This is a genomic window from Acinetobacter sp. YH16031 (genome assembly GCF_013417335.1).
GTDB lineage: Bacteria > Pseudomonadota > Gammaproteobacteria > Pseudomonadales > Moraxellaceae > Acinetobacter.
Genome location: NZ_VPED01000027.1, coordinates 1 through 24,653, shown reverse-complemented (window position 1 = coordinate 24,653; position 24,653 = coordinate 1). Strand labels below are relative to the sequence as shown.

The 24,653-nt window shown below is 45.5% G+C and carries 23 protein-coding genes; 11 read left to right on the top strand and 12 right to left on the bottom strand.

The genetic code is table 11. The features are described from left to right. Positions 1-58 precede the first annotated feature (58 nt). The 3 genes from FTV31_RS11740 (at position 59) to thrC (ending at position 3,500) form a co-directional block, all read left to right on the top strand. On the top strand, positions 59-871 hold the full coding sequence (locus FTV31_RS11740) for a DsbC family protein (protein ID WP_159124367.1): 813 nt from the start codon (positions 59-61) through the stop codon (positions 869-871). Positions 872-998: 127 nt separating this feature from the next. Next, complete coding sequence (locus FTV31_RS11735) at positions 999-2,303, top strand: homoserine dehydrogenase (protein ID WP_005233480.1); 1,305 nt, start codon at positions 999-1,001, stop codon at positions 2,301-2,303. Positions 2,304-2,360: 57 nt separating this feature from the next. Next, positions 2,361-3,500, top strand: a complete 1,140-nt coding sequence (gene thrC / locus FTV31_RS11730) for a threonine synthase (RefSeq protein ID WP_104426956.1) — start codon at positions 2,361-2,363, stop codon at positions 3,498-3,500. Between the two features lie 58 nt (positions 3,501-3,558). On the opposite strand, the gene FTV31_RS11725 is transcribed toward thrC, so the two are convergent. After that, positions 3,559-4,611: a serine hydrolase gene (locus FTV31_RS11725; protein WP_034703413.1), complete on the bottom strand. Its 1,053-nt coding sequence runs from the start codon at positions 4,609-4,611 to the stop codon at positions 3,559-3,561. Positions 4,612-4,827: 216 nt separating this feature from the next. Between FTV31_RS11725 and FTV31_RS11720 the strand changes: the two genes are divergently transcribed. Genes FTV31_RS11720 through FTV31_RS11710 form a run of 3 tightly spaced genes read left to right on the top strand, consistent with a single transcriptional unit; the run spans position 4,828 to position 8,495 of the window. Then, a complete protein-coding gene (locus tag FTV31_RS11720) occupies positions 4,828-5,463 on the top strand; it encodes a response regulator (RefSeq protein WP_005233474.1) in 636 nt (211 codons plus the stop codon). A 27-nt stretch (positions 5,464-5,490) separates the two neighbouring features. Beyond that, a complete protein-coding gene (locus tag FTV31_RS11715; RefSeq protein ID WP_166136460.1) occupies positions 5,491-7,056 on the top strand; it encodes a PAS domain-containing sensor histidine kinase in 1,566 nt (521 codons plus the stop codon). 17 nt (positions 7,057-7,073) lie between these two features. Further along, on the top strand, positions 7,074-8,495 hold the full coding sequence (locus tag FTV31_RS11710) for a sigma-54 dependent transcriptional regulator (protein WP_180015038.1): 1,422 nt from the start codon (positions 7,074-7,076) through the stop codon (positions 8,493-8,495). Here FTV31_RS11710 and FTV31_RS11705 read toward each other — a convergent pair whose 3' ends face one another. From FTV31_RS11705 to lptF, 4 genes are all read right to left on the bottom strand, one after another. Beyond that, positions 8,496-9,668 carry a S41 family peptidase gene (locus FTV31_RS11705; protein WP_180015007.1) on the bottom strand — a complete coding sequence of 391 codons (1,173 nt, stop codon included), beginning with the start codon at positions 9,666-9,668 and terminating at the stop codon, positions 8,496-8,498. Positions 9,669-9,691: 23 nt separating this feature from the next. Then, positions 9,692-11,239 carry a 2,3-bisphosphoglycerate-independent phosphoglycerate mutase gene (gene gpmI / locus FTV31_RS11700; protein ID WP_180015005.1) on the bottom strand — a complete coding sequence of 516 codons (1,548 nt, stop codon included), beginning with the start codon at positions 11,237-11,239 and terminating at the stop codon, positions 9,692-9,694. 124 nt (positions 11,240-11,363) lie between these two features. Then, positions 11,364-12,434: an LPS export ABC transporter permease LptG gene (gene lptG / locus FTV31_RS11695; protein ID WP_180015003.1), complete on the bottom strand. Its 1,071-nt coding sequence runs from the start codon at positions 12,432-12,434 to the stop codon at positions 11,364-11,366. 2 nt (positions 12,435-12,436) lie between these two features. After that, entirely contained in the window at positions 12,437-13,537 is a 1,101-nt protein-coding gene (lptF, locus tag FTV31_RS11690) for an LPS export ABC transporter permease LptF (RefSeq protein ID WP_034703425.1), read from the bottom strand. A gap of 156 nt (positions 13,538-13,693) precedes the next feature. On the opposite strand from lptF, the gene FTV31_RS11685 reads away from it, so the two are divergent. From FTV31_RS11685 to FTV31_RS11675, 3 genes are read left to right on the top strand one after another with little or no spacing between them, the layout of a single operon-like run. Beyond that, positions 13,694-15,142 (top strand): leucyl aminopeptidase, encoded by a 1,449-nt coding sequence (locus FTV31_RS11685; protein WP_180015001.1) that lies wholly within the window; start codon positions 13,694-13,696, stop codon positions 15,140-15,142. Then, on the top strand, positions 15,135-15,542 hold the full coding sequence (locus FTV31_RS11680) for a DNA polymerase III subunit chi (RefSeq protein WP_179992212.1): 408 nt from the start codon (positions 15,135-15,137) through the stop codon (positions 15,540-15,542). The genes FTV31_RS11685 and FTV31_RS11680 overlap by 8 nt, the downstream gene beginning before the upstream one ends. Positions 15,543-15,568: 26 nt before the next feature. After that, positions 15,569-16,183: a hypothetical protein gene (locus FTV31_RS11675; protein WP_180014999.1), complete on the top strand. Its 615-nt coding sequence runs from the start codon at positions 15,569-15,571 to the stop codon at positions 16,181-16,183. A gap of 101 nt (positions 16,184-16,284) precedes the next feature. Here FTV31_RS11675 and FTV31_RS11670 read toward each other — a convergent pair whose 3' ends face one another. From FTV31_RS11670 to glnK, 7 genes are all read right to left on the bottom strand, one after another. Next, on the bottom strand, positions 16,285-16,830 hold the full coding sequence (locus FTV31_RS11670) for a VTT domain-containing protein (protein WP_004787301.1): 546 nt from the start codon (positions 16,828-16,830) through the stop codon (positions 16,285-16,287). A gap of 109 nt (positions 16,831-16,939) precedes the next feature. Next, the gene (locus FTV31_RS11665) at positions 16,940-17,599 is read right to left on the bottom strand and encodes a riboflavin synthase (RefSeq protein ID WP_180014997.1); all 660 of its coding nucleotides are present in this window, start codon (positions 17,597-17,599) and stop codon (positions 16,940-16,942) included. A gap of 23 nt (positions 17,600-17,622) precedes the next feature. Beyond that, positions 17,623-18,915 carry a DNA adenine methylase gene (locus tag FTV31_RS11660; RefSeq protein WP_004787305.1) on the bottom strand — a complete coding sequence of 431 codons (1,293 nt, stop codon included), beginning with the start codon at positions 18,913-18,915 and terminating at the stop codon, positions 17,623-17,625. Then, positions 18,912-20,000, bottom strand: a complete 1,089-nt coding sequence (gene ribD / locus FTV31_RS11655) for a bifunctional diaminohydroxyphosphoribosylaminopyrimidine deaminase/5-amino-6-(5-phosphoribosylamino)uracil reductase RibD (protein ID WP_180014995.1) — start codon at positions 19,998-20,000, stop codon at positions 18,912-18,914. Before ribD ends, FTV31_RS11660 begins: the two co-directional genes overlap by 4 nt. Before the next feature lie 2 nt (positions 20,001-20,002). Continuing rightward, positions 20,003-20,470 (bottom strand): transcriptional regulator NrdR, encoded by a 468-nt coding sequence (nrdR, locus tag FTV31_RS11650; protein WP_004787309.1) that lies wholly within the window; start codon positions 20,468-20,470, stop codon positions 20,003-20,005. A 139-nt stretch (positions 20,471-20,609) separates the two neighbouring features. Next, positions 20,610-22,025, bottom strand: coding sequence for an ammonium transporter (locus FTV31_RS11645; RefSeq protein WP_180014993.1), 1,416 nt, complete (start codon positions 22,023-22,025; stop codon positions 20,610-20,612). Between the two features lie 60 nt (positions 22,026-22,085). Further along, positions 22,086-22,424, bottom strand: coding sequence for a P-II family nitrogen regulator (gene glnK / locus FTV31_RS11640; RefSeq protein ID WP_004650081.1), 339 nt, complete (start codon positions 22,422-22,424; stop codon positions 22,086-22,088). A 278-nt stretch (positions 22,425-22,702) separates the two neighbouring features. Between glnK and FTV31_RS11635 the strand changes: the two genes are divergently transcribed. Continuing rightward, a complete protein-coding gene (locus FTV31_RS11635; protein ID WP_159123951.1) occupies positions 22,703-22,930 on the top strand; it encodes an accessory factor UbiK family protein in 228 nt (75 codons plus the stop codon). A gap of 65 nt (positions 22,931-22,995) precedes the next feature. Next, positions 22,996-24,483 (top strand): YifB family Mg chelatase-like AAA ATPase, encoded by a 1,488-nt coding sequence (locus FTV31_RS11630; RefSeq protein WP_180014991.1) that lies wholly within the window; start codon positions 22,996-22,998, stop codon positions 24,481-24,483. The last annotated feature ends 170 nt before the right edge of the window (positions 24,484-24,653 follow it).

The window sequence follows — 24,653 nt, the reverse complement described above, 5'->3', positions numbered from 1 at the left end:
CTATCTTTTTTTGCTATGCTAATGCTCTGTTTTTAGTCCAAGAAAAAAAAGGGTTATTATGACATTTGCCCGCACCAAAATTTTTATCGCTTGTCTGCTTGCTACCGGTCTGGGACTGAGCGCATGTTCCAATTCCAATAATTCAGATAAAAAGCAAGATACGCTTACAGCAAGTGCACCGGCGACGGGTGAAGCCTCTAACCTTAGCGAACGTAATGCACAGCAACGCCTGATTTCAACGCTCGAAGGTCATTTCAAAAAAGCGGGAATTAACGCAAAAATCACGGGTATTAAAACCACTGAAGTACCCAACATGTCATGGGTCAGCCTGGAAGGTATGGCACCCGTCTATGTGACAAATGATGGCAAATATCTGATTCAGGGCGATGTCATTCGCCTTGGAGATAAAGAGCTGCACAATGTCAGTGAAACTTTGCAATCTGACGTCAACAAGAAAATCTTTGCAAACCTTAAAGCGGAAGACCTGCTGATTTATCCAGCCAAAGGCAAAACCAAGCATGTGATCTATGTCTTTACCGATGTCAGCTGTCCGTATTGTCACAAATTCCATGAACAAATGGATGAAATGAACAGCAAAGGCATCGAAGTACGCTATATTGCCTGGCCACGTGGCGAGCAGCATATGCCTGCCATGGAAGCCATCTGGTGTAATTCCGATCGTCGTGCAGCCTTCGACCAAGCCATTGCCGGTGGATCTATTACACCAACGACTTGTAAAAATCCTGTGAAAGATCAATATCAAATGGGTCTTAATATTGGTGTCAATGGTACGCCGGGCGTATACAGTTCTGAAGGACTTTACCTCGGTGGCTATATGAGTACATCAGAATTATTGAATCGACTTAAATAACTCATTTTAATTAGTTATTTAACTTTATTTTATAGATGAAGATATTCTGAAATGACCCTAGAGTCAGGCCGCTTTTTTAGCTATGATCTAGGCTCTCGTAAAAAACTGTTTATATTTGGAGTGTGACGTGAAACCAGTTCGTCTGGCAATCCTCGGTCTTGGTACTGTGGGTGGTGGTGCCCTTAAACTATTAAAAGAAAATGCTGCTGAGATTAAACGTCGCACCGGTCGTGAAATTCAAATTACCCATGTTGGTACGCGTCGTCCGCGTCCTGATCTGGATCTACCTGAATCAGTCAAACAAAGTGCAGATCTGCTCGACATCGTACGTCAACCTGATGTAGATGTGGTGGTGGAAGTCATGGGCGGTATTCACCCTGCTTATGAAGTGATTAAAGAAGCCATTTTGCATGGCAAACAGGTCGTGACTGCCAACAAGGCCCTATTGGCTGAACACGGGAATGAACTGTTCAAACTTGCCGATGACAACGCTGTGCAAATTGCTTACGAGGCAGCGGTGGCTGGCGGCATTCCAATTATTAAAGTGATGCGTGAAGGTCTGGCAGCCAACAAGATTGACTGGCTGGCTGGCATCATCAACGGTACAGGCAACTTCATCCTGACTGAAATGCGAGATAAAGGCCGTGCCTTTGCTGATGTACTGAAAGAAGCACAAGAACTGGGTTATGCAGAAGCTGATCCAACCTTTGACGTTGAAGGCATCGATGCAGCACATAAACTGACATTACTGGCCTCTATTGCTTTTGGTATTCCGTTGCAGTTTGATAAAGTCTTTACTGAAGGCATTAGCAAAATTACTGCACAAGACGTGAAATATGCTGAAGACTTGGGCTTCCGTATCAAACACCTCGGTATTGCCCGTCGTGCTGAAACCGGTATTGAACTCCGCGTACATCCTACTCTGATTCCTGAAGAGCAATTGATCGCTAATGTGAATGGTGTGAAAAATGCAGTTCTGGTTCAAGCCAATGCGGTTGGTCCTACACTGTATTACGGTGCGGGTGCTGGCGCGGGCCCTACAGCTTCTGCAGTAGTTGCAGATGTCGTGGATATCGTACGTGATATTTCTTATACTGAAGATGGTGCTGGTACAATTCCACAACTGGCTTTTGAAAGTTTAAGTGACCTGCCAATCCTGCCACGTGAAGAAATGACGACTGGATACTACATCCGGATCAATGCTGAGGATCAGACCGGAGTACTGGCTGAAGTAACCTCTATTCTAAGCCGCGAAGGCATCAGTATTGATGCAATTCTGCAGCAGTCACGTCTGAAAGATCTTATTCCTATCGTGATCCTGACTGATCCAGTCAAGGAAGCGAAAATGGATGAAGCGTTAAAACAAATTCAAGCTCTTCCTGTCATTCATGGCGAAATTGTACGAATTCGTTTAGAATCGCTTGATAATTAATCGGGTCGAGGGGACACTCTCCCCTTGCCAAGCTCTACACACAATTGGAACATCATCATGTCGAATGCCAATCGTTATACTGGTTTAGTTGACCGCTATCGCGACCGTTTACCAGTGTCTGCAACTACTAAAGCCGTTTCTCTGGGTGAAGGTAACACGCCACTGATTAAGCTTGCGAATATTCCGCGCATTATTGGCAAAAATGTTGAAATTTATGTGAAGTACGAGGGCTTAAACCCGACTGGTTCATTTAAAGACCGTGGTATGACCATGGCGGTAACAAAAGCGGTTGAAGAAGGCTCTAAAGCGATTATCTGTGCTTCTACAGGTAATACGTCAGCAGCTGCAGCAGCTTATGCAGCGCGTGCAGGTATCAAGGCGTTTGTTTTAATCCCAGAAGGCAAAATTGCGATGGGTAAAATGGCGCAAGCGATGATGTATGGTGCGATCACCATGCAAATCCGCGGTAACTTCGATGACGGTATGCGTCTGGTAAAAGAAATCGCTGACAAAGCACCTGTCACTATCGTGAACTCAATCAACCCATACCGTCTGCAAGGTCAAAAAACCATTGCTTACGAAATCGTGGATGAATTGGGCCGTGCACCAGATTACCACTGCCTGCCTGTAGGTAATGCGGGTAACATTACTGCGCACTGGATGGGTTATACCGAAGCGGTTGCAAATCAGCCTGCTGGCGAGTTTGAGCAAGTGGTTTACGACGCTGCTACTGATGCCTTCACTGGTCCTAAACCTGAAGGTCTGCCAACAATGGTAGGTTACCAGGCTTCTGGTGCTGCACCTTTCCTTCGTGGTGCACCTGTTGAAAATCCTGAGACTGTTGCAACTGCAATCCGTATCGGTAATCCACAAAGCTGGAACCATGCGAAAGCGGTTGTTCGTGATTCTAAAGGCTGGTTCGATGAACTGACTGATGCCGAGATTCTGGAAGCGCAACGTCTTCTTTCTATGTATGAAGGCGTATTCGTAGAACCTGCATCTGCAGCTTCAATCGGTGGCGCAATCCGTGACATTAAAGCAGGTAAAATTGCTGAAGGTTCTGTGATCGTGTGTACCGTAACTGGTAACGGTCTGAAAGATCCGGATACTGCGATCAAACAATGTTCTGATGCCGTAATGCTGTCTATCGACGCAACTTTAGAACAGGTTCGTGAATCTATTCTTTCTAATATGTAAGATACAGAATCAAAAAAGCCCTGCAATTGCAGGGCTTTTTATATGCGCTTAGAAAAGATTAAACACGTTGTTTAGGCAGGCTAGACACCCAGGTCATGAGACGAGTCGCATCATTGGTCCGTGCAGCAGTTGAATCCGCACCTAATACCACGACCACTACAGGACGGTTATTCAAGGTCGTGTGCATGACGACACAACGTCCTGCTTCATTAATATAACCGGTTTTAGACAGATTGATATTCCAGCCACCATTTCGTACCAGTGAATTGGTGTTGTTCGATTTCAATACACGGTAACCCAAGTTGAAATCATAGCTGGCAGTCGTAGAGAACTGACGGATCAGACCATACTGTGAAGCGGTATTCACCAGAATCCCCAAATCGCGTGCAGAAGACACATTGCCAGGATGCAGGCCGGTAGATTCCATATAGTGGGTTGAATTCATGCCCAGCTCTTTAGCTTTGGCATTCATCTTCGCAATGAAGGCTGCACGACCACCTGGATACGTACGCGCCAATGCGGCTGCAGCCGGGTTCTCAGACTTCATCAAAGCAAATAATAAGGCTTCAGCACGATTCATGCTGTCCCCGGCTCTTAAGGTAGAACTTGAGCTCTTACAGCCTGCACAGGAAAAATCAGCCTGTTGCAGGGTAATTTTTTCAGACATATTCAAACGCGCATCTGAAATCACTACTGCAGTCATCAATTTAGTAATCGACGCAATCGGGTAAGCATTATTGGTATTTTTACTGAATAACACTTCACCCGTCTGTGAATCCATCACCAGAGCTGCACGCGCACTTACAGCAGGTTGATTAATAAAATGACTATTATCAATAATCTGCACAGGTTTTGTCGGTACTGGTGCTGGTGCGCCGCCCTGACGAATCGTCGTCGTAACAGTTGCTGAACCTGGTGGTGAAGGTTCTGCAGCAGATACGCTCAAATTATCATTCATGAGCTGATTGACTTCATCAGAAGACCAGCTGATGCTGGATCCGCCCTCTGTTGTGCCAGAATTCATAATGATTTCAGCAAAACTTGTCGTGCTCATGCTGATTAACACGGACAGGCCGAGTAGATGCCTTAAAGACTTGTTTATTTTCTTCACTATTCCTTCACTCAACTAACAGAGGTAAGATTGATTTGCGTATTACCTCTAATATGCCTTACATTTAAACACAATGCCGAACATTTTTTGTTCTTGACACTATGTGATAAGTTTCAGATTTAATCTGCGAATAGGATTGCTAATTTTGTAGTTTCATTGCAAGCTTATTTTGCTTTATGTAACAAAAAAATGATTTTTTAATGAGGGAGAGTCTAGGTGATCACAGTTTTAGTTGTCGACGACCATGAATTAGTTCGTACTGGAATTTGCAGAATGCTGGAAGACCATGCGGATGTTCAGGTGATTGGACAGGCTGAATCTGGTGAAGAAGCAATTACCCTCGTCCGTCAGCATCATCCCAATGTGGTTCTATTAGATGTCAACATGCCAGGTATCGGTGGTGTAGAAACCACACGCCGTTTACTACAGACTGCTCCTGAAACCAAAGTTCTTGCGGTGAGTGGTTTGGCTGAAGAACCTTATCCCTCTCTTTTACTTAAGGCAGGGGCCAAAGGTTATATCACCAAGGGTGCACCTGTATCAGAGATGGTTCGTGCCATCAATAAAGTCATGCAGGGCGGTAAATATTTCAGTGCTGATATCGCAGAACAGTTGGCTAGCTCCTACCTGTCTGATACACAGCAGTCTCCTTTCGACGCATTGTCTGAACGTGAAATGCAGGTAGCCATGATGGTAGTGAACTGTATCAGCGCGCAGGAAATTGCCGACAAGCTGTTTGTAAGTGTTAAAACAGTCAATACTTACCGTTACCGGATCTTCGAAAAACTCAATATCGATAGTGATGTTAAACTGACCCATCTTGCAATGCGCTATGGCCTGATTAAACCTTAATTTAACCCTCTGCTTAATGCGGTTCCTATGGCGCAAACATCCAGTTATTCTGAACTGAATCAATATCATCTGGGCCTATGGTATAGCGCCTACCGCCTGATTATCAGCACGGGTCTGTTGTTGATTTTTCTGCTGACTTATCCTGATATGACTGCGGATTATCAGTATCCTAAACTCTATCACTATGCCTTAATAATTGGCGTCGCCGTCAATACTGTGCAGCTGTTTACGCTGAGATGGGTAAAGCGCCTGATTCAGCCACAGTTCATTCTGATTTTTGCCAGCGATGTCTTTTTTCTGAGTTTATTGACCTTGGCCAGTCAGGGTCCAAATGTCCATCTCGGACTGATTTTTGTTATTACCATTTTTTCAGCCTCATTATTACTGGATGCCAAGAAGGCCCTGATCATCACCCTGATTGCGGTGATTAGTATCATCTACCAGCATTTTATCGGCAGTATTTTCGCTTTCTCCTCGCTTACCAATATCGGCAACAGTGCCCTGCTGGCCTTTCTGTTTTTTGTCGTCTATGGCTCGGGACAAATTGCGGTACGGCGCTTTCAGATTCTGGAAAACCTGAATTTTTCTCAATCGCTAGAACTATATCGCTTACAGAATATTAACCGCTATATTCTGGAACAGATTGAAACTGGTTATCTGGTCTTAGATGAGAATTACCATGTGGTGCTCAGCAATCCAGCTGCCTGTCATCTGCTGGGCATTGAGCCAATGTATGCCCATGAAAGGTTTTCGTTATACCAATCTCAAAATGACTTATTTGAACTGATCCGTTTTGAAAATCTAGAAAATGGCGAGCGGTTTCAATTTGAATCCCAGCAGAGTCGTTATAATATTCATGTGCAGGTACAAAAGCTGATTGTGCCGCACCAGACTCTGACTCTCCTCGTGCTGCAAGATGCCCGCAAACTTAATCAGCAGGTGCAACAGTTAAAGCTTGCTGCTCTAGGCCAGCTTTCCGCCAGTATTGCCCATGAAATTCGCAATCCTCTGGCTGCCATTGTACAGGCCAATGATCTTTATCTCGATTCTGAACCTGAACAGCAACAGGTCCTGCATCAGATGATCAGCCGACAGGCTACCCGGATTGACCGGATTATCCAAGACACCCTGAATATGGTGAAGAATAAAGAAACCCATCCGGTCGTGATTCAGCTGAATGAGTTTATGCCACTGTTTATTCAGGAAGATTTAGCAGATGTGGCGGACCAGATTCAATTTAATATTGATGCACCACTGGCAATTCAGTTCGATGAAGCCCAGTTACGTCAGATTCTGATTAATCTGATTCGTAATGCTATCCGGCATAATTCACCGGATTCACCCCATATTCAATTGAATATTCACCCATATGAACATAAGGTATGGATAGATGTCCGGGATTTTGGCTCTGGTGTTGCCACCCATGATCAGGAATTATTATTTAAACCTTTTTTCAGCACATCTATCCATGGAACGGGACTCGGACTATATTTATCACACAGTTTTTGTGAAGCCAATCAGGCACAACTCAACTACATTTCACAAGAACAGGGCGCATGCTTTCGGATTAGCTGTCAACGTGTGACAGCATAAAAGGAATAAGGGGAAATATTGTGGAACAACAACCACTGGTCTTATTGGTGGATGATGAGGAAGATCTGTGTACCCTCATGCAAATGTCATTGATGCGCATGGGAATCCGTACGCATATTGCCCATCGTCTGGAAGATGCAAAAAAATTTCTGACAGATCATCAATATGATGCATGTCTGACGGATCTAAATCTTCCTGATGGCAATGGTCTGCAATTACTGGACTGGATTAACCAGCATTCCCCTCACCTTCCGGTAGCTGTTCTAACGGCCTATGGCAATATGGATATTGCTATTGCTGCACTCAAGGCAGGTGCATTTGACTTTGTCAGCAAACCGATCAATCAAAAGCATCTAGAACAACTGCTGCAAAAAGCACTGAATAAACCAGTAGACTATTATCAGAATAATTCCAATGATTCACTAGAACATAAATTGCTGATTGGGCAATCCCTGCCTATTCAGCAATTACGTGTTACCTTGAAAAAAATTGCCCGTTCTCAGGCTCCGGTATTTATTACTGGCGAATCAGGGACCGGGAAAGAAGTGGTGGCCAATCTGGTCCATCGTCTCAGCAATCGCAATGAAGGACCTTTTATCGCAATTAACTGCGGCGCGATTCCGACCGAACTAATGGAAAGCGAACTATTTGGCCATAAGAAAGGCAGCTTTACGGGTGCGACACAGGACAAACAAGGACTAATTCAGTCTGCCCATGGAGGTAGTCTGTTCTTAGATGAGATTGCTGAATTACCCCTGTCTATGCAGGTCAAACTGCTACGTGCAGTTCAGGAAAAACGCATTCGTCCAGTCGGTTCTGATACTGAAATTGATGTCGATTTCCGTGTTATTAGCGCCAGCCATCAGGATCTCGATGCGCTGGTACAACAAGGCAAATTTCGTCAGGACCTATTCTTCCGTATTCATGTGATGGATCTGGTCTTACCACCATTGCGTGAGCGCGGCCAGGATATTCTGCTCCTCGCTGAGCATTTTATTCAAAAGATCTGCCAGGAATGGGAGATTCCTGCGAAAAAACTGACGGAACGGAGCAAGGAATTTTTACTGGAGCAATATTATCCGGGCAATGTGCGTGAACTGCGCAATATCATTGAACGTGCCATTACTTTGAGTGATGAAGATAAGATTGACCTTCAGCATTTGCAAACTGCTCCACTGCGTCATACGGTATCCGTCCAATCAGAAACGGCAAATCTGGCAGAGCCGACCTCATCTACGGATCAGATCATTATTCCCAAGAAACTCCCCGAGGAAGGTCTGGAACTGTATTTAGAAAAGATTGAAAAAGAAATTCTGCTGAATGCTTTGAATCTGACGCATTGGAATCGTACATTGGCCGCCAAAAAACTCGGTATGTCGTTTCGCTCTTTACGTTACCGTCTGAAAAAATTTGGACTGGATACCGAAGAAGAGGAATAATTATTTTTGCAGGAGCAGCAAGTCTGTGACGTGCTCCAGATAGCTCTCCTCACGCGCATCCTGACCGAGAGGATAGGTGAAATGTGGCTGAATCCCCTGTCCTTCGATCATATTGCCGCTCGGGCTAAAGTATTGCGACACCGTCATCTGCAAAGCGGAACCATTGCTCAAAGGAAACAGTTTCTGTACCACCCCTTTGCCATAGCTCTTTTCCCCTACCACCCAGGCACGATTATGTTCTTTCAGAGCAGCAGTAAATACTTCTGCAGCAGAAGCGGAACGGTTATTGATCAGAATCCCGACTTTCAGGTTCTGAAACTCAATTCCTGGTAGTGCCTGAAATTGCTGATTGCCTTCAGAACGACTCTTAGTCGAAACAATAATACCCTGATTCAGAAATAAATCTGCCGATTCAACAGCTGCGGACAATAAACCACCGGGATTATTACGCAGATCAAACAGCACCGCTTTCAGGCGATTAGTTGAATAACTTTCAATAATCCGTTTGATTTCATTAGCGGTATCCTGCTGGAAGACCTTGACCTGCAGCACCAGAACCTGATTGCTGTGTAGGGTCGATTTAATCTCGGTATCCACTTTAGTATTGCGAACCAATGTGATTGGAACACTTTGCGCAGAAAGCTGTAGCGTTAAAGTAGAGCCAATAGCACCAGTCAATAAATCTCGCACCTGCTCACGTTTCAGTGTACTCAAGACCTGATCATCAATCTTGTAAACTGTGACACCATTGCGAAGGCCTTGCTTGGCAGAGTCAGCATCCGGACTCAAGCCTTGTACCATCCATTGTTTTAACTGCGGATTAAAGTGCAGATCAAAATCAATACTGGCCAAATCACCTTCGGTATATTCACGTAGCTGCTTATAGTCTTCAGGAGATAAATAGCGGGAATAGCGGTCTAAGCCACTTACCAGACCTTGAATGGCCTGCTGGAAAAGCACATCGTCATTTTTGTCTTGAATATAATTATCTTTGACGATGCCATAAATCTGAACAAATTCCTGGATGGATGTAACAGGAATTTCATTATAGACCTGTTCATCCATTTCCAGTTCATCGAGTGCCATCTCGGTCGAAACAGCACTCCAGGCGGAATGACTCAAACACATCAGTAAGCAGAATAAGACTACAGACTTGCCATGTGTTTTTATCATTCTTATACCTGTTTTATAAAAGATTAAGCGTGCAGCTCAATAAGATTGCGACCCTGCATTTCAGCTGGTACCGGAATTTGCATCAAGTTCAGCAGGGTTGGTGCGACATCAGCCAATACGCCACCTTCTGCGATTGTTGCAGAGCTTGGACCCACATAGATAAATGGAACCAGTTCAGTGGTATGCTGGGTATGCACTTGACCGCTCTGATAATCCTGCATCTGCTCCACATTACCATGGTCTGCAGTAATAATCATATGACCTTTTTTCGCCATCACAGCTTCATAAACTCGGCCTAAGCAAGTATCCACGGCTTCAACGGCTTTCACTGCTGCATCAAATACACCTGTATGACCGACCATATCACCATTGGCATAGTTTACAACCAGTAGGTCAAACTCGCCTGAATTGATCGCTGCCACCAGTTCATCTGTTACTTCATAGGCACTCATTTCCGGTTTCAGGTCATAAGTCGCAACATTTGGAGATGGGATCAGGATACGTTTTTCACCTGGATATTCATCTTCACGGCCACCGCTAAAGAAGAAAGTTACATGCGCATATTTCTCAGTTTCTGCAATACGTAGCTGAGTTTTACCCAGGTTCGACAGATACTCACCTAAAGAATTTACCAGCGCTTCTGGCATATAGGCTACTGGTGCATCAATGGTCGCCTGATAACGGGTCAACATTACGAATTTCGCCAGATTCGGTACAACCTTACGTTCAAAACCGGCAAAATCTTTTTCAACAAAGGCACGAGTCAATTCACGGGCACGGTCAGCACGGAAGTTCATGAATACGACGCTGTCGCCATCCTGAATCTTCACAGTGTCGCCAATGCGAGTCGCTTTTACGAATTCATCTGATTCCTCTGCAGCATAAGCCTGTTCCAGACCTTCAACTGCAGTAGCTGCAGTACGCATTGCTTCACCTTCAGTCAGCAGACGATACGCTTGCTCTACACGATCCCAACGGTTGTCACGATCCATGGCAAAATAACGACCGATCATGCTGACAATACGACCCTGGCCCGGATATTGAGCAAATAATGCATCCAGTTTTTCTAAAGAGGGTTGCGCACTTTTTGGTGGTGTATCACGGCCATCGAGGAACGCATGCAGATAAACCTGAGCACCGCGTTTTAAAGCCAGTTCAGCCATCGCCACGATATGATCTTCGTGTGAGTGCACACCGCCTTCAGACAACAGACCCATAATGTGGACTGCGCCATTTGCTGCTTTGGCTTTCTCAACCGCATCTACCAGCACTTCATGCTCGAAGAAAGCCCCAGTACGGATATCTTTGGTAATACGGGTAAAGTCCTGATACAGCACACGGCCAGCACCAAGATTCATATGACCGACTTCAGAGTTCCCCATCTGACCATCAGGCAGGCCGACATCTTCACCTGAACCTGAGATCAAACCATGCGGATGCTTTTCCTGCATAGCAGTTAAATTTGGTCGTTTAGCCGCTAAAAACGCATTGTCTTCGACCGCTTCGCGATGACCCACACCATCCATAATCACCAACACGTGAGGGATTTTGCCAGCAGTTGCATCCGTCATAATGAAATACTCTTTTCGTCTACGAATTAATCGCTCTAGTTTACCGAATTTTGCAAAAAGAGGCCATGACCAGACGATGGTTTAAGCCTCTTGTTGCGATTGATTTCTTCTATTTTCCTGTAGTTTAGCGGGCCCGATGGAGCAAGTAGCCGCCAATAGCAAACATCAGCAAAATAGGAATAAATACAAACCATGCCGGTGACGGCGCATAGACCAGACTGGCATAACCGAGAAAATCCTGCAGATAGAAGAAGCCTAACCCTGCGAATAACGCAATCACCAAACGGAAGCCCATCGATTGCTGACGCAATGGCCCAAAGATAAATGAACAGGCAATCACTACCAGCGCAATCAGGGCAAATGGCGAACCGACTTTCTGCCAGAAGGCCAGGTGATAGGTTTTAGGTACCTGACTATATTCATGCATATAGCTCATAAAGCTCACTAACTGACTTGGTGATAAATCTTCCGGATCAATCGTGACCATATGCACATATTTCGGCTGCAAAGCCAAAGCCAGTGGTTGCTCATCATGCTGTACCAGTGTCGCATTGCCGTTTTGTAAAATATCAAACTGTTCTGTGCTATCTAGTTTCCAAGCCCCATCTTTGACGAATTCACCCTGCTTGGCATCCAGAGTACCCCGCAGTCGGTAATTGTCATCAAAGTCCAGCATCTGTACATTTTTCAGCTGGCCCTTGGCGTTGGCATAATCAATATAGATAAAGCGATTACCCTCACGCGTCCAGTAACCTTTCACTTCACCAATTTTGACTGGCTTGTTATAGCTTTTGACTGCTTTGGCCTGTTCATTGGTATATGGAATCACCCACTCGCTCAGGGCAAACGATAATACGACCAATAGCAATGCTGAACGGATCACCCAGCCGACAATCCGCCACAGACTGACTCCGACTGAACGCATTATGATCAGTTCACTATTGGAAGCCAATGTACCTAAACCGAGTACCGCGCCAATCAGTGCCGAAATTGGCAGGATTTCATAAAGATAATTCGGTGCCCCCCAGAGTACATATTTCAAGGCATCCCAGGCACCATAGCCTTCTTTCAGGGAACCCAATTCACCTAAATACGTAAATAAGACCTGCAGACCTGAAAGAACAGCGGTTGCCCCAAGCATCGCCAGCGCGGTGGTTCCGGTCACATGTTTGGCAACTATACGACGTGCTAACATTGTTAAGACCTCACTCGCTGAATCCGTTTTTTAATTTTTGGCGCCAAATTCTGTTTACGTGAGAACAATGCACCGGCTATGGCATATATGATCAGGACCAATGGATAAGCCCAAATGCCCATTTCCGCCTTGCTGACCCGGGTTTTGATCGCCATCAGGGCGACGATCAGGCTGGCAAAGATCATCAGTGCCGGGAATAATTTGAGATAGCGACCTTGACGTGGGCTCACTTCAGACAGGGCTACAGACAAAATCAGGGCAATTACAATGGCAAATGGTACAAAGACACGCCAGCCAAGCTCACTGGCTACCACCGGATCCTGACGGTTTTTCCAAAGCTGTCCGGTCGGCAAGGCCTCGACTTCATCACTGGCCAGTTCTGCTTCTTTATCACTTTCGATCCGTAAACGATAGCTTTCAAATTCAGCCTGGGTATATTGCGGCGTGCCTGGATAAATTTCATAGCGGCGGCCATTGACGAGATCGACCACATTGGCCGCATCATTCGGCATTTCAATTCGGGTCGCTTCCTGCGCCAGAATCATCACATCTGGCTTGCCTTCTTTTTCCGCACGCTGATAGAAGAAGATATCTTTCAGGTTTTTGCGATCTTCGGATAGATCTCCGGCATAAATGGTATAAGGTCCGGAAGAGATAAATTCTTTGGGCCGAACCAGATCAAAGCCGGTTCGTACTGCCTGCTCACTGGTCAAGGCTTCGAACTGTCGAATCCCCCACGGTGAAGCCCACAACATGAGAAAGCCTTGTGCAAGGAGATAGACCAAAGTCATCGGAATCAAAAGACGTGCCAGCTGATGCCGGCTAATTCCGCTACCATTTAAGACCGCCATCTCATGATCAACATAGAGACGACCAAAGACCAGCATTAAGCCAATAAAGAACCCAAGTGGAAGAATCAAGGTCAGGAATTCAGGCAAACGATAACCAATGATGCTGAACAGGATTCCAGCATCCAGACGCCCCTGTGCGGCCACACCAAAATACTTGATCAAACGACCGCCCATCATGATAAGGGTCAGTAAGGCAATCACCACCAAGGAGGTCGATACCACTTGCTTGACCAGATAACGCCGAATAATCAAATTAGTTCTTCCAAAATGAGCTCCATAAAACGAGTGCTAGTTTACCCGAATAGCAAAAATATAAAACCTAGGTGGCTCTGCCCATTGAAAATCTATTCGGATAAATGTTTCAATGCTTGAATGATTTGCAAATCTAAACAGGCGTGAAAACAAGATATGAACCTTACAATTAATACGTCATTCCCAGAGAATGGATCAAGTCAATCTTTGTTGATTTTAGTCGACTCAGAACAGATTCAGAGCGCTGCATCAACATACCAAATCAACAGCCTAGATACATTAATTGAAGCATCTCAATTCAAGGCTGGTCTGGCAGAAAGTTTAAGCCTGATTGGACAGGTCAGCCAGTCTCAGCATGCGGCCCTGATCGGCCTCGGCAAGACTGCCGAATTACAAGCGGGAAAACTGGCGAAAATTGCCCAAGCCATTATTAAAGGCTCTCAAAAAAAATTCAAACAGATTTCTGTTGATCTGACACAACTTCCACAAGAATTGCACTATCTGTTTGCATTGGCTTTAACTCAAGCCAGCTACGGCTATGACGAATACAAGTCAAAAAAGAACGAATTTATTCTGCAGCAGATTGATTTCATCGCTGCCGAAACTCCGCTAACAGCTGAACAGTTGCAATTGATTCAGGCCATTCAGACTGGTCAGAATCTGGCGCGTGATCTGGGTAATCGTCCTGGCAATATTTGTTTCCCAGAATATCTGGCAGAACAGGCGCAAGCGCTGGCGGCTCAATATCCGGACCTGCTTAAAGTAACTGTACTTAATGAACAGCAAATGGCTGACCTTGGTATGGGTGCCTTCCTTGCAGTTAGCAAAGGTTCAGACCGTCCAGGCCGTATTATTACAATTGAATATCTGGCTCATCGTGAAGAAGCACCAGTTGTATTACTGGGTAAAGGCATTACTTTTGATACCGGCGGTATTTCATTAAAACCAGGCGCTGGCATGGATGAAATGAAATACGATATGTGCGGTGCAGCTTCAGTTCTGGGCACGCTTCGTGCACTATGCGAATCTCGTTTACCAATTCATGTGGTAGGTGCGATTGCTGCAGCGGAAAATATGCCATCGGGCAAAGCTACCCGTCCAGGTGACATCGTAACCACCATGAGTGGTCAAACTGTTGAAATTTTAAATACTGATGCTGAAGGCCGTCTGGTACTCTGTGATGCGCTAACTTATGTGAAACGCTTCAACCCTGCCCTGGTGATTGATATTGCAACTCTAACCGGTGCTTGTGTAGTGGCCTTAGGTTCAGTCTTGACCGGTATGTTTACGCCAGACAATGAGCTGGCTGCAGAGCTTGAAACCGCCGGCCAAAATGCATTTGACCGTGTATGGCGCATGCCAGTACTGGACGACTATCAGGAACAACTGGATTCACCATTTGCTGATATTGCCAATATTGGTGGCCCTAAAGCCGGTTCTGTAACAGCTGCATGCTTCCTGCAACGTTTCACGCGTGAATATCGCTGGGCTCACTTGGATATTGCAGGCACTGCATGGAATTCAGGTCCAAATAAAGGCGCAACTGGCCGTCCAGTACCTCTATTAATGCAATTCCTGGCTAATCGCGTTCAAAAGCATGGCTAAGGTCAGCTTTTATTTATTTGAAAAAAGCCCTGAACGACAAGTGGACAGCACTTGTCGTTTATGCCGTAAAATTTTGCGTCAGCCAGAGCGTATCTGGCTGCTGTGTGCCGATCCTGCCTTACAGCAGGAACTGGATGAAAAGCTATGGAACTTTGATCCTGCCAGCTTTATTCCGCATGGAATCGATCAGCCAGATGCGACCGTTTGTATATCGGCTCAATTACCAGAGCAGCCTGGCTGGATTATTTTTAATTTTAATCCGGAAGCACTTGAACCTGATGCGAAATTTAGTCACATTATTGAGATTATTGAAAACAATGAACCGGCTAAACAGCTGGGACGTGAGAAATATAAACAATATCGTCGCTTTGGCATTCAGCCAAATACCTTTAAGCTCTAAGTAATCACGTGAACAAGGAGATGCAAGTGGCATTAAATGTAGGTCCAGATTTTAAACAGCGCTGGTTAAACACGCCTGAGGCTGTACGTCAGACCTTTATCGATGACCTCTCGCGCATCTGTGAAGTACTTAAGCCTGAAACTGCTGTAGAAGAATGGCTCGTTCGCGACCAACAGTTACAGAAAGAGTCTGAGCGTAAAATTGAAGCAGCGTATGCACAGCGCAAGGCCGAACTGATTGAAGAAGCACGCATTCGCAGACAACGGGCACTCGAAAAAGCCTTAGCCGAAAAACGTGCTGAAGAACAGGCTTATGCTGAACAGCTACGCCGTGATGAAGAGCGAAAATTTGCCGAGCAAACCCAGAAGCTGGCTGAAATGCGTCATATGCTGGATACTGAGGTTCAGGATTATGCCGCGCGTTATCAGAAAAATCCGGACCAGGTGCTTGACTTTGCCAAAGGTCGCTTAAATATCGACGATACCCAGATTTTGTCTGAGCTGGAAAGCTTACGGTTACGTCTGGAACTCGAAGCAGAAACTGTGATTGAACAAACCGTCAATGCACTGCGTGAGAAATTACGCGCTGCAGCCAAGGAAGAAATTGACTATATTCTGAAAAATTCTGATCTGGCTGAGTAAAGTTGATAGTCAGTTGGCTGAAAGAGTCTTTTTATTTTTCAGCCTTAGCTCTTGCTTGCCTTATTTAAACTTATTCTATCTAGTTAAAATCTACTTTAAAATTAAAACAAGTCAGCCAGTAAAAATGCGGTATTACCAAGCAGATAGCCTGCCCCTAGCAAAGTGCTAATCCAAAGAATTCCCCCAGTCACATTATAAAAACTGAAAGTCGCAAAGCTCATATGCCCAGAACCTGCCGCAAAAGGTCCGAAGGAACGGACAAAGGGAATAAAACGCGCGATCAGAATCGTCTTACCGCCATGTTTCATAAAATAATGATTGGTTTTAACCATATATTCAGGTTTGAAAAACCGTGAATGCTCATTGAAATACTTTAATCCGAGCACCCTGCCCGAATAATAATTCACGGTATAACCCAGAATCGAAGCAATCAGCAGCAATAAACCCATAGAATGCAAGGTAATCAAATCGGAGCTGGAACACAGCGCACCGACAGCAATCAACAGACTGTCACCGGGCAAGAAGAAGAAAAACGGCGAACCTGTTTCCGCAAAAATCACCAGGAACAAAATCGCATAGATCCACACCCCATACTGCTCTAGCAATAGAGGTAAAGACTGTTCAAGATGAAGTAAAAAATCGAGCATTCGACCTGTCCACTGGGGCTAAAATCGCGAGTTGAGCAACGTATTATCCCGAAAAATAAAAAGACAGTCTAATTTTTCAATTAGACTGTCTGGTAATTGCTCAGTGGATTTATTTCAAAAAACCATTTTCGGCTAAGAATTCCATGCTGATTTTAGACTGCTCTGAAGTTTCTGCGGCCTTTTCACCAAGCAATAAACGCTCGATATAACGTGCCAGTACATCCACTTCCAGATTGATTTTAGTGCCTAACTTCCAGGTACCAATATTGGTACGTTCGGCTGTATGCGGGATCAGATTCAGACTAAGGATATTTCCACGCAAGTGATTGATGGTCAGGCTGATGCCATCTACTGTTATAGAGCCCTTCTCTGCCAGATATTTGGCAATTTCTTTTGGTGCAGTCACTTCAAAGTAGATGGAACGAGCATCTGAACGTACCACCGTAATTTCACCTACAGCATCGACATGACCAGAGACGATATGTCCGCCAAAACGTGTAGTTGGCAGCATTGCCTTTTCGACATTTACAGGCTGGCCGACTTTCCAGTTAGCCAGTGTAGTCCGGTCCAGGCTTTCACGTGATACATCTGCAGCATACCAGTTCTCGCCCCACTCAATTACGGTCAGACAGATGCCATTGGTGGCAATCGAGTCACCCAGATGTACATCGGACATATCCAGATCCGTCTGGATGCGTAAACGCACATCACCGCCAACGCTTTGCAGGCTCTCGACCTTGCCCAGACTTTCAATAATACCTGTAAACATCTTTATTTCCTTTTTCTCTGCGCTTACCACAAGGCCAACTGGGTGCTCACGCCGGTCGTATCCACACCGCCCAGCTCGGCATAATGATGCAACTGGCTCAGTAATTGACGGATTGGCGGTCCTGACTTGGCATGCGTGTCGGTAATCACGATAAATTCCAGTACGCGTGCACGTTCAGACTGGCGCTGTTTGCTGACACGATAACGTGGCACATCCTGAGTGAGCAAGGTTACACGGCCACGTTTCAGGTTAGCCTGCAGCAAATCTGTGGCACTGATATTACCATCAGTCGAATAACTGGTCAGGATAAAACGCGCATTAATGGTTGCCAACAAAGTTTCATAGGCCTCTTTGGCATGCTTGGATGAGTTGTACTGACTTGGACGTTCTTTACGCCATGCACGGTCAATCCCGCTCTTGAAGCCTTTAGTATCTGGTGTCGGTAGATCTACCTGATCCCATAGTGTTAAAGCATTCAGCACATGATAGTTGCTGCTATAGGCATGCTGGTTATACGGTGGGTCCAGATAAGCTACATCGACTTCAAAACCACTCATCTGATTGGCCAGATGCTGGGCATCGACACACCACATTTCTGCGGCAGGCCCTTGATGCTTAGCATCTTCACAGAAACGGCTTGGCGTTAACCAAAGTAAAGATTCAATACGTTCTAGTGCAGTCTGGGTTTTACCGCCCCAACCATGGTGGAAACTTTTAAATACGCCTGAGGTATTGCTGACAAAACTGGCTGAATAAAGTAATGGTGCCAGCAAGGCACTCATTTCCACGTCATCAATCGCACCTTGCGCTTGCCAAGTGGCAATCTGCTGACGGATCGCATCGATACGCATCCCGTTACGGCGTTTGAAGAACAAACGGTCCCGGGTCGGATCATAGATCTCATCATTGCGTGGGCACAGGTTATGCGTCACCCAGCCTTTGACTTCAGGCAGACGGTTCAGATAATCAATTGCTTTCTGATAGCCACCCAGTTCTTTAAATGCAGGTGCATCAGTACAAGCCAGAACTGCATGATTCAGCGCATGGCTATAGGGTTCCCAGTCATTGGCAATCACACGATAGCCATTTTGACGTGCCAGACGCGAAACCACACCGGAACCGGCAAAGAAATCGGCAAATATCGGCGCACGGCCATCTTCACGTTTTAAGGTTCCCGTGCTCTCAAGTGCTTCCAGAATTAAATGTAGTAAACGGCGTTTGTTCCCCAAATAAGGAACCAACTGATGGAAAAGATATTCATCTGTGGTACGTGCCGCATGGCGACGTTTGTGATAAACCGTAGACTCTGAATTCATAGTGTCTCTTGAGAAGGAATTAACCTGAAGCGCACGTCATCACCCAAACGGGTCACGTCCTGCAACTTGAATCGAAGTTGTTCTGCCATTCGGCTAAATTCTGCATTGAACATACTACGCGCAGTTTGCCCCAATAAGGTCGGTGCAACATAACTGATGAGTTCATCGACCAGTCCTGCCTGTAAAAATGCGGTAGATAAGGTCGCTCCTGCTTCCACCAGCACATCATAAATCTGATGCTGCTGAACCAGTTGCTGTAACAATTCTTTTAAAGGCTGAATTGCCAGTTGGGTCACCCCCAGATCGGCAAGTTCCTGACGATAAGGCCCCATCACCATCACCGTTTCTGGATTTTCTAAAATTTTGGCATTCAGTGGAAAACGGCCTTGGCGATCCAGAATAATCCGTTTTGGCTGAACGATGCTGCTGATGTCATCGATACCCTTCAGACTGCGGACATTCAACTGACAATCATCTGCTAGTACAGTGTCGATGCCGGTAATCACGGCACCAGAAATCGCACGCCAATGCTGTACATCCTGTCGAGCCTCCACACCGGTAATCCATTTTGATTCACCCGATGCCATGGCGGTACGGCCATCCAGACTCGATGCAATTTTTAGACGCACATAAGGCATAGCGGTTGCCATGGCTTTCAGAAAGCCATCATTCAGGGGATGTGCTTCATTTTCACAGATGCCAACTTCAACATCGATACCGGCATCTTTCAGGATTTGCACACCCTTGCCAGCAACTAATGGATTTGGATCAGGACAGGCCACCACAACTTTTGCCACACCTGCTTCAACCAATCCTTTAGCACATGGTGGTGTACGGCCATAATGAGCACAAGGTTCCAAAGTCACATATGCTGTTGCGCCACGTGCCTGCTCTCCGGCCTGACGCATGGCAAACACTTCAGCATGAGGCTGACCGGCTTTAGGATGGAAACCTTCACCCACGACTACGCCATCTTTGACAATGACACAGCCGACATTCGGATTGGGTTTGGTGGAGTACTGTCTCTGACGTGCCAGTTCGATGGCACGGCGCATCCAGATTTGATCTTGAGTGAGTTCAGTCATGCTTATTCTTGAAACTCACCACGTTGCTGCATCTGTTCGATTTGACGACGAAAAGCCTCGACATCCTGGAAGTCCTGATACACCGAAGCAAAACGGACATAAGCGACATGATCAAGTGCAAATAGAGATTGCATGACAATTTCACCAATGGTACGTGATTTGACATCACGCTCACCCAGACGGCGAATCTGCAACTGGATATCACTGAGCACCGTTTCAATCTGTTCTTGCGTCACAGGACGTTTCTGCAAGGCATGCATCAGGGAACGGCGCAATTTGGCTTCATCAAAGGGTTCATTCTTGCCATCGGATTTGATGACACGCGGCATCACCACTTCATAACTTTCAAAGGTAGTAAAACGTTCATTACAACTGACGCATTCACGACGGCGGCGAATCTGGCAACCTTCAGCGGCCAGGCGTGAATCAATCACTTTACTGTCTGGTGTATTGCAAAATGGGCAATGCATAGCGGTTTAATTGAACAAATCCTGATGATTTCCGAGTGTAGCAAAAATTCTAAACTTTGTAGAGTTTTACGCAATATATAGAAAAAAAACAGCCCAGATGGGCTGTTTTACACAATATATTGATTATTGTTTTAGCAGATTATTCTACGCGTTCGCCATGTTGACTCAAGTCCAGACCCATACGTTCATCATCAGAAGAAACACGGATACCGATGATCAGATCAATCACTTTAAGAATCACGAAAGTTAATACTGCAGAGTAAGCGATGGTTGCAAGTACACCTTCAACTTGAACCCAAAGTTGGCTCATTACATTTGCTGGAGCAGCATCACCCATGATGAATTCGCTTGCGAAGAATGCTGTCAGAATCGCACCAACGATACCACCCACACCGTGCAAACCAAAGGCATCTAGAGAATCGTCGGCTTTTAGTGCGCGTTTCAGAGCAGTAATACCCCAGAAACATACCACACCACCGATCAAACCCATTGCCAGTGCACCACCGACAGTAACGAAACCAGCCGCTGGAGTAATCACCACCAGACCTGCTACCGCACCAGAAGCCCCACCTAATACAGAGGCTTTACCACGTACTACTTTTTCAGTAATTAACCAAAAGATCGCTGCTGCCGCTGCTGCAACTTGAGTTACGATCAGCGCATAACCTGCAGAACCATTCGCACCCAATGCTGAACCACCATTGAAGCCAAACCAACCTACCCAAAGTAAGCTTGCACCGACTACAGTTAAAGTCAGATTATGTGGCGCCATTGATTCACGGCCAAGGCCCATACGTTTACCAAGCATGTAGGCTGCAACCAGACCCGCTACACCTGAGTTGATGTGAACGACTGTACCACCAGCAAAGTCAAGCGCACCGTCGTTGCCTAACCAGCCGCCACCCCATACCCAGTGAGTAATTGGTGCATAAACCAGAATCACCCAGAGTGCAATGAATGCCACAAAAGCACCAAACTTCATACGTTCTGCAATCGAACCGCTGATGATGGCAACCGTAATGATGGCAAACGTCATTTGGAAGATCACGAACAGGATTTCAGGAATCGTGCCTGAAAGCGCATCGGTAGTTATTCCGGCTAGCATGAGCTTGTCCAGACTGCCGATAAAGGCATTTCCTTCACCAAAGGCCAATGTATAGCCAATCACGACCCAGGCAATACTGACTACGGCTGCAGCGACAAAACTGTGTGCCATTGTTGCCAGCACGTTTTTCTTACGGACCATACCACCATAGAACAGGGCTAAACCTGGAATGGTCATCAGTAATACAAGGGCTGTTGAAGTGAGAATCCAGGCTGTATCGCCAGTATCGAGAGTAGCTTCTTCTTCTGCAGGCGCTGCTGGTTCAGCTGGCGCCACTTCAGCAATCTCTGCTGTAGTTGTGTCTGTTGTTGTAAGTGAAGTATCACCAGTCTCTGCAACGAGTGCGACTTCTTCAGTAGGTGTTGGTGCTGTTACGGCCTCTTCAGCCCACGCAACAGAACCACCTAAAAGAGCGCTGGACAAGCCGAACGCCATTAGCATTTTTTTCATTCGTATCCCCCAACCATGTTTTTTGTGAGTTATTAGGTACTCAGCAAACTTCGTGCCAAATTAAACAGCGTCTGCACCTGTTTCACCGGTACGAATACGGATGACTTGTTCTAAGTTAGTTACGAAAATTTTTCCGTCACCGATTTTGCCAGTGCTTGCAACACGAGTAATTGATTCAATTACCGAATCAACCATTTCGTCGCTGATTGCGATTTCAATTTTGACTTTCGGTAGGAAATCTACAACGTATTCAGCGCCACGATAAAGTTCAGTATGGCCTTTTTGACGACCAAAGCCTTTGACTTCAGTCACAGTGATGCCTTGAACACCAATTTCAGATAATGCTTCACGCACATCATCCAATTTGAAAGGTTTTACAATTGCAGTTACGAGCTTCATGTTTGTTTTCCTTCGGCTTATTTCACCAGTAAGGTTTTATGTTCAAATTTCATGCCAAGATTCCTAAGGTCGGGGGAAATTAGAAAGCCCGGCACGATGTTTCTTGCTCTTTTATTTTATACTTATAACGTATTGGAATCTGCACAAATTGGATATTTTTTATGTGGATTTTTACAATATTACTAATCGAAGCAGCCTATATTTTATCTGAAATACTGTAAGTCACTCTTGCAGCAATGCTACACTGTCCGCGCATTTATATGGCGATGGATCAGATTATGATTGAAACCCTGTTACAAGCAATTTTGCAGCAAGTTGAACACCCTAAAAAGGACCTGGAGCACAATCTGCGTGCCCTGCTCAATGAAGCCGTCAGTAAAATGGATTTAGTGTCTAAAGAAGAGCTCGAACGTCAACGCACTGCCCTAAATAATGCCAATCAGCGTTTAAATGATTTACTAAAACAAGTCGAAGAGCTAGAAGAAAAAGTCTCGATTAAAAAATAAGCACAACTACAGTGCACAAAAGACACGAGAACAATAAAAATAATGCACTATATTGGAACAACAATATGTCTTTTGCCAAAATTTATACGCGAGGCCTGTTAGGCCTGCATGCACCTTTAATTGAAGTCGAAGTTCATGTCAGTTCTGGCATGCCTTCCCTCACTATTGTGGGGCTTCCTGAAGCCGCAGTCAGGGAAAGTAAGGACCGGGTTCGCTCTGCCATTCTGAATAGTGGCTTTCAGTTTCCGACCAAACGCCTGACCATTAATCTGGCACCTGCCGATCTACCTAAAGATGGCTCACGTTTGGACTTGCCGATTGCGCTAGGAATTTTAGTGGCCTCAGGACAGCTTCCAGAAAATTGCACAGATAATCTTGAATTTATTGGTGAACTGGCCTTGGATGGTCAATTGCGGCCAGTAACAGGAATCCTGAGTATTGCAATCGCCTGCCAGCAGGCACAGCATCAACTGATCTTACCTAGTCCGAATGCTCAGGAAGCCTCTCAGCTTCCGGATTTTCAGGTATTTGCTGCCAATCATTTACAGGAAGTCTGTGCACATCTGGCTCAAGCAGAAACCTTGCCCCCGTTTAAGACCAGTCCATTAGATCAGCACTCTTTTTATAAATTTGATCTTGCGGATGTGAAAGGACAATTGCGACCACGACGTGCCTTGGAAATTGCAGCTGCAGGTGGCCATTCCCTGCTGTTCCGCGGCCCACCTGGTACAGGTAAAACCTTATTAGCATCGCGCCTCGCCAGTATTTTACCTCCCTTAAATACTCAGGAAAATCTGGAAGTTGCTAGTATCTATTCAATTGCCAATGCCAATCATCCCTTTGGCCAGCGGCCATTTCGGGCACCGCATCATACTGCGTCTGCCATTGCACTGGTCGGCGGTGGCTCACATCCTAAACCTGGAGAGATCACACTGGCACATTTGGGCGTTTTATTTCTAGACGAACTGCCTGAGTTTGACCGCAAGGTTTTAGAAGTATTACGTCAGCCGCTTGAGTCCAAAGAAATTGTAATCTCACGTGCTTCCCGGCAAATTACTTTTCCAGCCAATTTTCAACTGGTGGCAGCCATGAATCCTTGTCCATGCGGTTATGCATTTAATCAGGACAGCCGCTGTCAATGTTCACCTGAAAGCATCAAGCGTTATCAGAACCGGATTTCTGGTCCATTACTGGACCGGATTGACCTGCATATTGACGTACCACCTTTACAGGCACAGGAGTTACAAGACAATAAACCTGTCGAAAACTCTGAAACGGTCAGACAGCGTGTGATCAGCGCCTATAATATTCAGATCGAACGGCAAAATGCCTTGAACATGAGCCTTAGTCCAAAACAACTGGAGCAATATGCCCCTCTCGATCCATCAGCTCAGAAAATGATTGAACTGGCGCAGCAGAAACTGAATTTATCAGCAAGAGGCTATCATCGCATTTTGCGTGTTGCCCGTACCATTGCCGATCTTAATCAAAGTCCAGATATTCAGACTGGACATTTATCGGAAGCCTTGTCTTATCGCGGGCAGCACATTTAAATAACTTAATAAGAATCCAAGCAATAAAAAAGGCGACTTAAAGTCCATTGCTGTCCCACAATTTTTCACAAGAGGAAGCTCAAATGAGCTTCCTCTTGTTTTATGGGTATTTTATCGGGTGAAAATAAAGCTTTTAAAGTTCTTCTTTCAAACAAATTCACTTGAATTAT

Coding starts and splice junctions, on each gene's coding strand:
- FTV31_RS11740 (WP_159124367.1), top strand. CDS start 59: ATGACATTTGCCCGCACCAAAATTTTTATCGCTTGTCTGCTTGCTACC.
- thrC (WP_104426956.1), top strand. CDS start 2,361: ATGTCGAATGCCAATCGTTATACTGGTTTAGTTGACCGCTATCGCGAC.
- FTV31_RS11715 (WP_166136460.1), top strand. CDS start 5,491: ATGGCGCAAACATCCAGTTATTCTGAACTGAATCAATATCATCTGGGC.
- FTV31_RS11705 (WP_180015007.1), bottom strand. CDS start 9,668: ATGATAAAAACACATGGCAAGTCTGTAGTCTTATTCTGCTTACTGATG.
- gpmI (WP_180015005.1), bottom strand. CDS start 11,239: ATGACGGATGCAACTGCTGGCAAAATCCCTCACGTGTTGGTGATTATG.
- lptG (WP_180015003.1), bottom strand. CDS start 12,434: ATGTTAGCACGTCGTATAGTTGCCAAACATGTGACCGGAACCACCGCG.
- FTV31_RS11685 (WP_180015001.1), top strand. CDS start 13,694: ATGAACCTTACAATTAATACGTCATTCCCAGAGAATGGATCAAGTCAA.
- FTV31_RS11680 (WP_179992212.1), top strand. CDS start 15,135: ATGGCTAAGGTCAGCTTTTATTTATTTGAAAAAAGCCCTGAACGACAA.
- FTV31_RS11670 (WP_004787301.1), bottom strand. CDS start 16,830: ATGCTCGATTTTTTACTTCATCTTGAACAGTCTTTACCTCTATTGCTA.
- FTV31_RS11665 (WP_180014997.1), bottom strand. CDS start 17,599: ATGTTTACAGGTATTATTGAAAGTCTGGGCAAGGTCGAGAGCCTGCAA.
- FTV31_RS11660 (WP_004787305.1), bottom strand. CDS start 18,915: ATGAATTCAGAGTCTACGGTTTATCACAAACGTCGCCATGCGGCACGT.
- ribD (WP_180014995.1), bottom strand. CDS start 20,000: ATGACTGAACTCACTCAAGATCAAATCTGGATGCGCCGTGCCATCGAA.
- nrdR (WP_004787309.1), bottom strand. CDS start 20,470: ATGCATTGCCCATTTTGCAATACACCAGACAGTAAAGTGATTGATTCA.
- FTV31_RS11645 (WP_180014993.1), bottom strand. CDS start 22,025: ATGAAAAAAATGCTAATGGCGTTCGGCTTGTCCAGCGCTCTTTTAGGT.
- glnK (WP_004650081.1), bottom strand. CDS start 22,424: ATGAAGCTCGTAACTGCAATTGTAAAACCTTTCAAATTGGATGATGTG.
- FTV31_RS11635 (WP_159123951.1), top strand. CDS start 22,703: ATGATTGAAACCCTGTTACAAGCAATTTTGCAGCAAGTTGAACACCCT.
- FTV31_RS11630 (WP_180014991.1), top strand. CDS start 22,996: ATGTCTTTTGCCAAAATTTATACGCGAGGCCTGTTAGGCCTGCATGCA.